At 69.9% G+C, this 12,518-nt stretch carries 11 protein-coding genes; 6 read left to right on the forward strand and 5 right to left on the reverse strand.

The features are described from left to right. Positions 1–166: 166 nt before the first annotated feature. Complete coding sequence (gene era / locus G6048_RS25330) at positions 167–1,135, reverse strand: GTPase Era (RefSeq protein ID WP_206342107.1); 969 nt, start codon at positions 1,133–1,135, stop codon at positions 167–169. 116 nt (positions 1,136–1,251) lie between these two features. Here era and G6048_RS25335 point away from each other — a divergent pair, with 116 nt between their 5' ends. Further along, positions 1,252–1,590: a P-II family nitrogen regulator gene (locus tag G6048_RS25335; RefSeq protein ID WP_165341890.1), complete on the forward strand. Its 339-nt coding sequence runs from the start codon at positions 1,252–1,254 to the stop codon at positions 1,588–1,590. Positions 1,591–1,690: 100 nt separating this feature from the next. Here the strand turns inward: G6048_RS25335 and G6048_RS25340 are convergent, their stop codons facing one another. The 4 genes from G6048_RS25340 to G6048_RS25355 all read right to left on the reverse strand — a co-directional run bounded on the left by G6048_RS25340 (position 1,691) and on the right by G6048_RS25355 (position 5,192). Continuing rightward, positions 1,691–2,167, reverse strand: a complete 477-nt coding sequence (locus tag G6048_RS25340) for a hypothetical protein (RefSeq protein WP_165341891.1) — start codon at positions 2,165–2,167, stop codon at positions 1,691–1,693. A 233-nt stretch (positions 2,168–2,400) separates the two neighbouring features. Next, positions 2,401–3,750 carry a GH1 family beta-glucosidase gene (locus tag G6048_RS25345; protein ID WP_165341892.1) on the reverse strand — a complete coding sequence of 450 codons (1,350 nt, stop codon included), beginning with the start codon at positions 3,748–3,750 and terminating at the stop codon, positions 2,401–2,403. A 46-nt stretch (positions 3,751–3,796) separates the two neighbouring features. Continuing rightward, entirely contained in the window at positions 3,797–4,063 is a 267-nt protein-coding gene (locus G6048_RS25350) for a protealysin inhibitor emfourin (protein WP_165341893.1), read from the reverse strand. Positions 4,064–4,124: 61 nt separating this feature from the next. Continuing rightward, positions 4,125–5,192, reverse strand: coding sequence for a M4 family metallopeptidase (locus G6048_RS25355; protein WP_165341894.1), 1,068 nt, complete (start codon positions 5,190–5,192; stop codon positions 4,125–4,127). Between the two features lie 491 nt (positions 5,193–5,683). Here G6048_RS25355 and leuA point away from each other — a divergent pair, with 491 nt between their 5' ends. The 5 genes from leuA (at position 5,684) to G6048_RS25385 (ending at position 12,515) form a co-directional block, all read left to right on the forward strand. Beyond that, complete coding sequence (gene leuA / locus G6048_RS25365) at positions 5,684–7,405, forward strand: 2-isopropylmalate synthase (protein ID WP_165341895.1); 1,722 nt, start codon at positions 5,684–5,686, stop codon at positions 7,403–7,405. 173 nt (positions 7,406–7,578) lie between these two features. Beyond that, positions 7,579–8,289 carry a TerB family tellurite resistance protein gene (locus G6048_RS25370; protein ID WP_165341896.1) on the forward strand — a complete coding sequence of 237 codons (711 nt, stop codon included), beginning with the start codon at positions 7,579–7,581 and terminating at the stop codon, positions 8,287–8,289. Between the two features lie 143 nt (positions 8,290–8,432). Continuing rightward, positions 8,433–10,520, forward strand: coding sequence for an MMPL family transporter (locus tag G6048_RS25375; RefSeq protein WP_206342109.1), 2,088 nt, complete (start codon positions 8,433–8,435; stop codon positions 10,518–10,520). A gap of 55 nt (positions 10,521–10,575) precedes the next feature. Further along, positions 10,576–11,847 carry a sensor histidine kinase gene (locus tag G6048_RS25380; protein ID WP_408056166.1) on the forward strand — a complete coding sequence of 424 codons (1,272 nt, stop codon included), beginning with the start codon at positions 10,576–10,578 and terminating at the stop codon, positions 11,845–11,847. Further along, on the forward strand, positions 11,844–12,515 hold the full coding sequence (locus tag G6048_RS25385) for a response regulator (protein ID WP_165341897.1): 672 nt from the start codon (positions 11,844–11,846) through the stop codon (positions 12,513–12,515). The genes G6048_RS25380 and G6048_RS25385 overlap by 4 nt, the downstream gene beginning before the upstream one ends. The last annotated feature ends 3 nt before the right edge of the window (positions 12,516–12,518 follow it).

Below are 12,518 nucleotides of genomic sequence, written 5' to 3' on the forward strand. Positions count from 1 at the left end.
GCCGGCTCGTAGGCCTTGCTCGTCCTCCTCGACAGGGTCCGCAGCCAGATGACTGCCTTTGCACTGCCAGGGTACGTCGGAGCACTGACAACGCCGTAGGCGTTTTCGGGGGCCGTTACCGGAGGGGTATGGGACGGGGGGAACGAGGGAGCTCGGAGCCGCGCCCTCAGAACCCGAGCTTCCGCAGCTGCCTCGGATCCCGCTGCCAGTCCTTCGCGACCTTCACATGGAGGTCGAGGAAGACCGGCGTACCGAGCAGCGCCTCGATCTGCTTGCGGGACTTGATGCCGACTTCCTTCAGGCGCTTGCCCTTCGGGCCGATGATGATGCCCTTCTGACTGGGGCGCTCGATGTAGACGAAGGCGTGGATGTCGAGGAGGGGGCGGTCGGCGGGGCGGTCCTCGCGGGGGAGCATCTCCTCGACCACGACCGCGATGGAGTGGGGCAGCTCGTCGCGTACGCCCTCCAGGGCGGCCTCGCGGATCAGCTCGGCCACCATGACCTGCTCGGGCTCGTCCGTGAGGTCGCCCTCGGGGTAGAGGGCCGGGCCCTCCGGGAGGAGCGGGACGAGGAGGTCGGCCAGCAGGTCCACCTGCTTGTCGGCGACCGCCGACACCGGCACGATCTCCGCCCATTCGAAGCCGAGTTCCTTGCCGAGCTGGTCGATGGCGATGAGCTGCTCGGCGAGGGCCTTCCCCTCCACCAGGTCGGTCTTCGTGACGATCGCGATCTTCGGCGTCTTCTTGATGGACGCCAGTTCCTTGGCGATGAAACGGTCGCCCGGCCCCAGCTTCTCGTTCGCCGGCAGACAGAAGCCGATCACGTCGACCTCGGCCCAGGTGGTCCGTACGACATCGTTGAGCCGCTCGCCGAGCAGCGTGCGCGGCTTGTGCAGACCGGGGGTGTCCACCAGGATCAGCTGCGCGTCCGGCCGGTGCACGATGCCCCGTACCGTGTGCCGCGTGGTCTGCGGCTGGTTCGCGGTGATCGCCACCTTCTGGCCGACCAGAGCGTTCGTGAGGGTGGACTTGCCCGCGTTCGGGCGGCCCACGAAGCAGGCGAAGCCCGCGCGATGGATGGCCCCGGAAGACTCCGGCGGCTCGGATGACTGGGTACGAACGCTCATGGCGCCCATTGTCCCTGATCATCGGAGTCCCGCCGCACGTGTTCACATCCGTACGTCCGCACCTTCACGTGCGGACGTTCACGGGCCTTACGGTGCACGCCGCGCCCCCTTACGATCACGGGTTCATGAAGCTCATCATCGCGATCATCAAGCCGTACCGCCTCGACGAGGTCAAGAACGCGCTCCAGGAGGCGGGCGTCCACGGCCTGACCGTCACGGAGGCCAGCGGCTACGGGCGGCAGCGCGGGCACACCGAGGTGTACCGCGGGGCGGAGTACCAGGTCGACCTCGTCCCCAAGGTCCGTATCGAGGTCGTCGTCGACGACGCGGACGCCGACGCCGTGACCGACGCGATCGTCCAGGCGGCGCGGACGGGGAAGATCGGCGACGGCAAGGTGTGGGCACTGCCGGTGGAGACGGTGGTGCGGGTACGGACGGGGGAGCGGGGCCCGGACGCGCTCTGAGGCGTCGCGCCGGCTGATCGGTGCCGTCTGCGCGCCGACGGCACCGATCACCACGTACGGAGTTGTACGGGGGTTACGACGCTTGCCGTGGAGCTACGGCCTACTCGAACACGAACGGGCCCGGCGACTGCGGCTCCTGGGCGGTGCACGTGATGTTGATGCCGATGACCGTCAGGTTCAGGGAGCCGCCGAACGCCTCAAGGCTGTCCCCGGCGGCGACCGTGCCGGTCAGGGGCCCGACGGTGACCCCCTCACCGGCGGCTATCGCGGGGTTCTCGGTGCCGGAGAACGTGGTGATGCCGCCGCTCGCCTTCACCATGGTGAGCGAGGCCTGGATGGAGTCCTCGCCGAGGGCGATCGGCGAGGTGATGTCGGTGGAGCTGACGGTGATGGTGGCGGAGGTGCCGTCCTGCGTGGCGGTGAGGGTGGCCTCGCCGCCGCCGAGGAGGCTGCACTCCGCGTTGATGGTCGCCGACTGCGGGACCACCGCGGCGGCGCTGGGGGCCAGGACGAAGCCGGTCATTGCGAGGGTGCCGGCCGCGACGGCCGCACCGATTCCGATCCGCTTGCGTCTCATGAATTCCCTTTCCTTGGTGGGGAGTTGCCATGTGGGAACGGTTGACGGACCGCCCACGGGTGGGGGCGCGGAAATGCTGCGCGGGGTCTGATCTGACGGTCCGTCAAAAGAAAGAGTCGAGGTCTATTGAGGCCTGAGTGGCGCCTGTTGGCAAGAGAAGCGGAAGTGATTCTTCTGATGGTTGGAGGAAGTGGCCGAAGACGGTTGATGGTTGCCCGAAAACGGGCTCCAGCTCAGGGCTGTGCGCGCAGTACGTCCCGCAGCCATCCGTACGACGCCTTCGGTGTCCGCTTCAGCGTCTCGTAGTCGACGTGGACCAGGCCGAAGCGCCTGGCGTAGCCCTCCGCCCACTCGAAGTTGTCCAGCAGCGACCACACGAAGTACCCGCGTACGTCGACGCCCGCCTCCAACGCCCGGTGCAGCGCCCGGAGATGGCCGTCCAGGAACGCGATCCGCTCCTGGTCGTCGATGCCTTCGTACGAGCAGCCGTTCTCGGTGATGACGATCGGCGGGAGGCGGTCGCCGTAGCGGTCACGGAAGCTCGTCAGCAGCTCCGTCAGTGCTTCCGGGATCACGGGCCAGCCGAAGTCCGTGACCGGGTGTCCTCCCTCGATCTCCCTTACGGAGAAGGGGAGTTCGGCCGGAAACGTGTAGCCGCCGAACTCGATGTCGGCGCCCTGGGGTGCGCCCACGCTGGTCGGTGCGTAGTAGTTGATCCCGTACCAGTCCAGCGGCTCGGCGATCACCTTCAGGTCGGCGGCGACGTCCCCGGGCATCAACTCGCCCAGCCCTTCCGGGTATTGGCCCAGCAGGAGCGGGTCGGCGAACAGTTGGTTCAGCAGTACGTCGTAGAAGCCCGCCGCCTCGACGTCGGCTGCCTCGTCGGACGCGGGCCAGGTCGGGCCGTGCGAGTTCGCGATTCCGATGTCCGTGACTCCGGCCGCGCGCAGGGCTCGTACGGCCAGACCGTGGGCCAGCAGCTGGTGATGGGCGGCGGGGAGGGCGTCGAACATCAGCTGCTTGCCGGGTGCGTGGGTGCCGAGGGCGTGGCCCAACAGGGTGTGTTCGGCGGGCTCGTTGAGGGTGATCCACTTGCTGATCCGGTCGCCGAGGCGTTCGGCGACGAGGGCCGCGTACTCGGCGAAACGCTCGGCGGTCTCGCGTCGTAGCCAGCCGCCCTCCGTTTCCACGGAGAGCGGCAGGTCCCAGTGGAAGAGGGTCGGAACGGGCTGTACGCCCGCTGCCGTCAGCTCGTCCACCAGGCGGTCGTAGAAGTCCAGGCCGCCGGGGGACTGGACGCGGGGCCAGGAGATGGAGAAGCGGTACGCTCCCACGCCCAGGTCGCGTAGGAGGGCCACGTCTTCGGGGTAGCGGTGGTAGTGGTCGCAGGCCACGGCCGCGGTGGTGTTGTCCTTCACTCGGCCTGGTTCGGCGGTGAAGGCGTCCCAGACGGAGGGGTCGCGCTGGTCCGCGGCGCCTTCGATCTGGTGGGCGGAGGTGGATACGCCCCAGAGGAAGCCGTCCGGGAACCGGGGCATGGGGTTGGTCGCGCCGCGCGCATCGCTCGCCATGCCTCGGATCATCCTTACCGGCGGTAACAGAAGTCAACAGTCCGGCGTGAACTGCCCGTTACGCGCCCTCCTTCAGCACCCTTGAAATCAGCTTTCGTTGCTCCTCCGTCAGGCGGGGGTCCGAGCAGTACACCGTCTTTTCGTCGACGGTGATCTGGTAGCTGAAGCCGTCGGGGACGCCGATCGGGGGTGTCTGGCGGGCTGCGGCTACGGCCTGTTTGGCCAGGTCGTGCCACTCCTGGGCATCGGCCCGGCCCGCCGTTTCCACCGAGGCGTGACGGTCGATGCCCGCGAATCCGCCTGTGCGCTTCACCTGGATACGCATGGTTCCTGTCTAGTACGAAAGCGTCCGGCGGGCCACTCCTGGGCCGCGCCCATGCCCCCGCTCAGGCCGTGGGCACCCCGACCCGCTCCCACGCCTTCGCGACGGCCTGGAGTTCCTCGCCCTCGCCGTACGCGGTGCGGGCCTGCGCGATGGTCAGGTTCGCGAAGTCGGTGAAGGTCGCCTTCGAGTCGAGTTCGCCGCCGGTCAGGACGTCGTACCAGATCTGTCCCGCGCGCTCCCAGGCGTTGCCGCCCAGCGTGGTCGCGGCGAGGTAGAAGGCGTGGTTGGGGATACCGGAGTTGATGTGGACGCCGCCGTTGTCGCGGCCCGTCTGGACGTAGTCGTCCATCGTCGCCGGCTGCGGGTCCTTGCCGAGCACGTCGTCGTCGTACGCGCTGCCCGGCTCCTTCATCGAGCGCAGCCCCTTGCCGGTGACGCGCGGCGCGAGCAGGCCCGCGCCGATCAGCCAGTCGGCCTCGGCGGCGGTCTGGCCGAGCGTGTACTGCTTGATCAGCGCGCCGAACACGTCCGACATCGACTCGTTCAGGGCGCCCGGCTGGCCGAAGTAGGTGAGGTTCGCGGTGTACTGCGTGACGCCGTGGGCGAGTTCATGGCCGATGACGTCGACGGGGATCGTGAAGTCGAGGAAGATCTCGCCGTCACCGTCGCCGAAGACCATCTGCTCGCCGTCCCAGAAGGCGTTGTTGTACTCCTCGCCGAAGTGCACGGTCGCGTTGAGCGGCAGGCCTTCGCCGTTGATCGAGTTCCGCTCGTACGCCTTCAGGAACAGGTCGAAGGTCGCGCCCAGGCCGGCGTACGCGCGGTTGACCGTGGCGTCCTTGCCGGGCTTGTCGCCCTCGCCGCGCACCTTTTTGCCGGGGAGTTCCTGCTTGTGTTTGGCGTCGTAGATCGTGCGGTTCGGCTGGTCGACGGCGCCCTTGGGCGGGGCGACGGTCGGTGCGCCGAGGACGGTCGTCAGGCGGCGGTGGGTGCGCTCGAGGGCGTCGCGCTCCAGGGTGCGGCGCGCCGGACCGGCGAGGGCGGGGTCCTCGGACCGGGCGAGGGTGTCGAGGACGTGGGGCGGCACGATGGTGCAGAAGGTGGGCTCGAAGCCACGGTTCGCGGTCATGACCGCACCTTTGCACTGAGTTATCTGGCTGTCACCAGGCGCAACCATGATTGGTGGAATGCGAGGATACGAGCGCCGTGGGGGTTACCCGTTGTGTTATGGCTGCGGGTTCGTTGTGGCTGGTCGTTCCCCCACTCTCGACTTCTCCCCCACTCTCGGCTTCGCTCGAGCGGGGGGACCCCCATGAGCGGGGGAACCCCCATCGCGGCGGAGCCGCATGTGTCACAGCCCCGCGCCCCTAACAAGGGCGTGCCTCAGCGGGCCTGTGTGACCTTGTGCACCTTTTGTGTGGTACGTCTCTCGGTCCCGCATACTGATACGAACCCTCGCTCGGAGTCGGCCTCCGCTAGCATTCCTCGCATCATGCGTTTCGGGCTGCTTCTCCTTAGCTGCCGCGGCGAGGGCCTGTAGTCGAGGCCGACCCCCTCCCCGCGGAGTCTGGCGTTGCGCCGTCGGCCGTCCTTCCGGACACCACGAGGAGCCCACGCATCATGGCTAACCGCCAGCAGCCCACGTCCATGCCGATCCACAAGTACCGCCCGTACGACCAGGTCGACATCCCCGACCGCACGTGGCCGGACAACCGGATCACCGTCGCCCCCCGCTGGCTCTCCACGGACCTGCGCGACGGCAACCAGGCCCTGATCGACCCCATGTCGCCCGCCCGTAAGCGCGAGATGTTCGATCTGCTGGTGAGGATGGGCTACAAGGAGATCGAGGTCGGGTTCCCCGCCTCCGGGCAGACCGACTTCGACTTCGTACGGTCGATCATCGAGGAAGAGGGCGCGATCCCCGATGACGTCACGATCTCCGTACTGACCCAGGCCCGCGAGGACCTGATCGAGCGGACCGTCGAGTCGCTGAAGGGCGCCAAGCGCGCCACCGTCCACCTCTACAACGCCACCGCGCCCGTCTTCCGCCGCGTCGTCTTCCGCGGTTCCAAGGACGACATCAAGCAGATCGCCGTCGACGGCACCCGGCTGGTCGTGGAGTACGCCGAGAAGCTGCTGGACGAGCGGACGACCTTCGGCTACCAGTACAGCCCGGAGATCTTCACGGACACCGAGCTGGACTTCGCCCTGGAGGTCTGCGAGGCCGTCATGGACGTCTGGCAGCCCGGCCCGGACCGCGAGATCATCCTCAACCTGCCCGCCACCGTGGAGCGTTCGACCCCCTCCACGCACGCGGACCGCTTCGAGTGGATGAGCCGCAACCTCTCCCGCCGCGAGTACGTCTGCCTGTCCGTGCACCCGCACAACGACCGCGGTACGGCGGTCGCGGCGGCCGAGCTGGCGCTGATGGCCGGCGCCGACCGCATCGAGGGCTGCCTGTTCGGGCAGGGCGAGCGCACCGGCAACGTCGACCTGGTCACGCTGGGCATGAACCTGTTCTCGCAGGGCGTCGACCCGCAGATCGACTTCTCGGACATCGACGAGGTCCGGCGCACCGCCGAGTACTGCAACCAGATGGAGGTCCACGCCCGCCACCCGTACGTCGGCGACCTCGTCTACACCTCCTTCTCCGGCTCCCACCAGGACGCCATCAAGAAGGGCTTCGACGCCATGGAGGCGTCCGCGAAGGAGCAGGGCAAGACGGTCGACGACATCGAGTGGGCGGTCCCGTACCTGCCGATCGACCCGAAGGACGTCGGCCGCTCGTACGAGGCAGTCATCCGCGTCAACTCGCAGTCCGGCAAGGGCGGGATCGCGTACGTCCTGAAGAACGACCACAAGCTGGACCTGCCGCGCCGGATGCAGATCGAGTTCTCGAAGATCATCCAGGCGAAGACGGACGCCGAGGGCGGCGAGGTCACGCCGAAGGCCATCGGGGAGATCTTCCGGGACGAGTACCTGCCCAACGCCGAGAACGCCTGGGGCCGTATCCAGCTGAAGAACGGCCAGTCCACCACCGACAAGGACGGCGTGGACACGCTGACCGTCGAGGCCGAGGTGGACGGCGTCGAGACCACTCTGGTCGGCACCGGCAACGGCCCGATCTCCGCGTTCTTCCACGCGCTGCAGGGCATCGGCGTCGACGCCCGCCTCCTGGACTACCAGGAGCACACGATGAGCGAGGGCGCCTCCGCACAGGCCGCCTCGTACATCGAGGTCGCGATCGGCGACAAGGTGCTGTGGGGGATCGGCATCGACGCGAATACGACACGCGCCTCGCTGAAGGCGGTCGTCTCGGCCGTCAACCGCGCGGCACGATAAGCCCGTTCACCTGCTTTTCTCCGGCCCCGTCCGCCACTTCGGCGGGCGGGGCCGCGGTGCGATTACCGGCCATGTCGCCGAGTGGCCTCGTACGGGGTACTGACTCCGAGTCGACGATGTGGCTAACATCACGCCAGCGCGGCGATGGTGCCGCGGGGTCAGGGAGGTGCCACGTGCTGCCAGGATGGGGACGAAACGGCCGGTTTGTCCGCGCTCGCGCGCTCGGCGTTTCCCGCGTCCTGGGAACCCGTACCGCGTGGACGACGGTCGGTGACGGCGAGTTCTTCTGCCCCGGCTGCGGAGGCGACCGCAACTACCAGCGCCTCGCGGGCCGCCGCCGCTTCACCCTGCTCGGCATGCCGGTCCTGCCGCGCGGCGCCACCGGACCCGTCGTGGAATGCGCCGCCTGCGGCGACCACTTCGGCGCGGACGTCCTCGACCACCCCACCACCACCCGCTTCTCCGCCATGCTGCGCGACGCCGTCCACACCGTCGCGCTCGCGATCCTGGCCGCGGGCGGCACCTGCTCCCGTACGTCCCTGGAGACGGCCGCCGACGCCGTACGCGCGGCCGGCTTCGAGGACTGCACCGAGGACCAGCTCGCCGCGCTCGTCGAGGCCCTCGCCGCCGACACCGGCCGCGTCCATGCCGGACCCTGCGGAGCGGGCCTGGCCATAGAGCTCCACGAGGCGCTGGACCCGCTGGCCCCGCACCTCGCCCCCACCGGCCGCGAGTCGATCCTCCTCCAGGGCGCCCGCATCGCCCTCGCCGACGGTCCGTACACCCCCGCCGAACGGGATGCTCTCGCGACCGTAGGCGCGGCGCTCACGATCTGCGGGGACGATGTGAGCCGGTTGCTTGCGGCGGCGCGTACGCCGTCGTAGCCGTACTCCCCGGGGAGTAACGCGGCCCGCGTGCCGCCCCTGGCAGTACTCCTCAACTCGCCCTCACGCGCGACGAATCGCCTCCCTCCCGCCGGGAGTCTGGAGAACGACCCAGACACCCCGACCGGAGGGAGGCCCGTCATATGGGGGCCGCAAGGACATCCGTACGGCGGCGACGAGCCGTGCCCTGGCTGGTGCTCGGGCTGTGGATCGCCGTGCTGGCGATCGCCGCGCCGTTCGCCTCGAAACTCGGCGACGTCCAGCGTGACCGTGCCGTCGACTATCTGCCGGCCAGTGCCGACTCCACCCAGGCCGCCAAGATCGAGGAGCGGCTGCCCGGTGGTGAGGCCACCGAAATGGTCGTCGTCTACCACCGCGACGGCGGGCTGACCGCCGCCGACAAGGCCACCGCCGCCGGCCAGATCGACCGGATCGCCGACGCGCACACCCTGACCGGCGAACCGGCCGGAGTGCCGTCCCGGGACGGCACCACCCTGATCTACCCGGTGGCCAGCACCGAGCCCGGCATGGACGAGAAGGCCCGGGAGGAGATGGTCATCGATGTACGGGACATCGCGCAGGGCGGCGACGGGCTGAGCGTCGACGTCGGCGGTCCGGAGGCGCTCGACACGGACGCCTCCGAGGTCTACGACTCGCTCGACGGACCGCTGCTCTACACCGCCCTCGCGGTCGTCGCGCTGCTGCTGATCCTCATCTACCGCAGCCCGTTCCTGTGGCTGCTGCCGCTCTTCGTCGCCGGTTTGGCCGACTATCTGTCGATGGGCCTCGCCTACGGGCTCAACCAGTGGTTCGGGACGTCCGTGTCCGGCCAGAGTTCCGGCATCATGACGATCCTCGTGATCGGCGCGGGGACCGACTACGCGTTGCTGCTCGTCTCCCGGTACCGGGAGGAACTGCGGCGCATCGAGCGGCCGTACGACGCCATGGTGGCCGCCCTGCGCGGCTGCGGGCCCGCCGTGCTCGCCTCCTCGGGCACCGTCGCCGCCGGACTGCTGTGCCTGCTCGCCGCCGACCTCAACTCCAGCCGGGGCATGGGCCCGCTCGGCGCCCTCGGCGTGCTGTGCGCGCTGGTGGCCATGCTGACCCTGCTGCCCGCGCTGCTGGTGCTGCTGGGCCGGCGGGTGTTCTGGCCGCTGGTGCCGCGCTACGGCAGTACACCCAAGGTCCGCCGGTCGCTGTTCTCCGCGATGGGCAGCTCCGCCGGGCGACGCCCGCTGACCGTGCTCGCCGGCGGCGCCGTCCTGCTCGGGGCGCTCGCGCTGGGCACGCTGAACCTGCCCGGCACCATCAAGCAGGAGGACTCCTTCACCACCAAGCCCGAAGCCGTGGCCGCCATGGAGACCCTGGCCAAGGCCTACCCCGAGCAGGGCACGCAGCCCATCAGCGTCATCGCGCCCACCGACCGCGCCGACGCCGCCCTGGCCGACATCCGCGACACGGGCGGCGTGGAGAGCGCCGAACGCGGTCGCAGCGGCGACGGCTGGACCGAGATCTCCGTACTCGCCGCCGCCCCGCCGGAGTCCCCGGGCGAGACACGCACCATCGAGGATCTGCGCGACCGGCTCGACGGCTCCTACGTCGGCGGAGTGAGCGCCGAGCAGATCGACCTGAAGGACACCAATGCGAGCGACACGAAGGTCGTCGTGCCGCTCGTCCTCGCCTCCGTACTGCTGATCCTGATCGCGCTGCTGCGCAGCATCGTCGCGCCGCTGCTGCTGGTGGCCGCCGTGGTCGCGGTGTGGGGCGCGGCGCTCGGCATCGGCGGGCTGGTCTTCGGGCCGGTGTTCGGCTTCGAGGGCACCGACCCCGGACTCGGGCTGCTGTCCTTCGTGTTCCTCGTCGCCCTCGGCGTCGACTACGGCATCTTCCTGATGCACCGGATGCGGGAGGAGGCGCTGAAGGGCGCCGAGCCCGTGGCGGCCGCCCTCACCGCGCTGCGGACGACGGGCGGGGTCATCGCCTCCGCGGGACTGGTCCTCGCGGCCACCTTCGCGGTGCTCACCAACATGCCGCTCGTCCAACTCGTCGAGTTGGGCTTCGTCATCGCGGTGGGCGTCCTGCTCGACACCTTCCTCGTCCGCACCTACCTGGTCACCAGCGCGAGCGTCGCGTTGCGCCGCAAGGTGTGGTGGCCGGGCCGCCTGTCCCGCGAGCCCGAACCGCCCATGCCGCCGAAGGAACCCGAGCCGGTGACCGCGTCCGCCCACTGACCCGAAAGGCGCCCCTCCCTCCCGGAGGGGCGCCCTCCTCACGGAAGATGACCCTGTGCAGGCAACCACCACGGCACCTCCCCGCCTCGGCGAGCGGGTCATGGCGGCGATCAACCGCGACCCCCGCACCGCCCCGCACGGCATGCGCAACGACGCGCTGCTGGCCGGGGCGCTCGCCGTCGTCGACACGGCCCTCGCCCTGCTCGTCAACGACGGGCTGCGGCCCGACGCGCTCGGCTGGAGCCTGCTGCTCGCCGCGCACGTGCCGCTCGTGTGGCGGCGCCGCCACCCCGTGCCGGTGCTGCTCGTGGCGCTGGCCTGCATCGCTCCGTACCACGCCCTCGACAACAACCACACCGCGCCCATTCCGGCGACCATGGTGGTGCTGTACACGATCGCGGCGACCGGCACGGTGCGCCGTACGCTGCTCACCGGCACCACGGTCCTCGGCGTGACGCTGATCATGAACGCCCTCACCAACCCCGACGGGGTGGTGGAGCTCCTGCGGATCTCCGGCTGGGTCGTCGCGGTCCTCTTCATCGGCATCGACGTCCGCTACTACCGCCAGTACGTCGCCGCCATCGTCGAACGCGCCGTACGCGCCGAACGCACCCGCGAGGAGGAGGCCCGCCGCCGCGTCGCCGAGGAGCGGCTGCGTATCGCCCGCGACCTGCACGACCTGCTCGCCCACAGCATCACGCTCATCGGCGTGCAGACCTCCGTCGCCGCCCACGTCCTGACCGCCGACCCGGACCGCCTCGACCGCGAGGCCGTAGCGAAGGCGCTCGACGACATCTCCGACACCTGCCGCACCGCCCGCGGCGAACTCCGCACCACCCTCGAGGTGCTGCGCGCCGCCGAACACGGCGACGGCCGCGGACCCCTGCCCGGCCTCGACGGCATCGCCCACCTGGCGGAGACCGCCCGCATCGCCGGGGCACGGGTCGACGCGACCGTACGGGCCGACCACGCGCCGCCCGCCGTGGGCGCCGCCGCGTACCGCATCGTTCAGGAGGCGCTGACGAACTCGGTACGGCACGGGGGGCCGGGGCTTTCGATCCGGGTGGACGTGTACGAGGAGCGCGGCGCGCTGCATGTCTCGGTGACCGACGACGGCACCGGGCCGACCGCCGGGGGCATCCCCGGGTTCGGGCTCGTGGGGATGCGGGAGCGGGCGCGGAGCGTGGGCGGCACACTGGACGCCGGGGCGGGGGCCGGTGGGGGCTTCGAGGTGAGCGCCGTACTGCCTGAGCTGCCTGTACTGTCCGCGCCGCCCCCGTCACCTGCGTCGTCCGCCCCATCCATGCGTCGAGAAGAGACCCGATGACCCTGATTCGTGTTCTGCTCGCCGACGATCAGACCCTTGTACGGTCCGCCTTCGCGATGCTCGTCAAGTCGGCCGGGGACATGGAGGTCGTCGCCGAGGCGGGTACCGGGCGGGAAGCCGTGGAGCTGGCCCGTTCGGAGCGGGCGGATCTCGTGGTGATGGACATCCGCATGCCCGACCTCGACGGGATCGAGGCGACCCGGCTCATCGCCGCCGACGAGGACCTGGCCGGGGTCAAGGTCCTGGTCCTGACGACGTACGACACCGACGAGCACATCGTCGAGGCGCTACGGGCCGGCGCGTCCGGCTTCCTGGTGAAGGACACGAAGCCTGCCGAACTCCTGGACGCGATCCGTACGGTGGCCGCGGGCGAGTCGCTTCTGTCGCCCGGGCCGACGTCGAGGCTGATCGCCCGCTTTCTGCGCGCGCCGCACGCCATGGCTCCCGCGACGGGTGGTCCCGAGGAGCTTTCCGAGCGGGAGCGGCAGGTGCTGACCCTCGTCGCGCGCGGGCTCAACAACACCGAGATCGCTGAGGCGTTGGGGTTGAGCCCGCTCACGGCGAAGACTCATGTCAGCCGGATCATGGGGAAGTTGGGGGCGCGGGATCGGGCGCAGTTGGTGATGGTGGCGTATGAGTCGGGGCTGGTGGTAGCGGGGGAGGTGTGACGG

Origin of the sequence: Streptomyces ureilyticus (assembly GCF_011045025.1) — a bacterium.
Lineage (GTDB): Bacteria > Actinomycetota > Actinomycetes > Streptomycetales > Streptomycetaceae > Streptomyces > Streptomyces ureilyticus.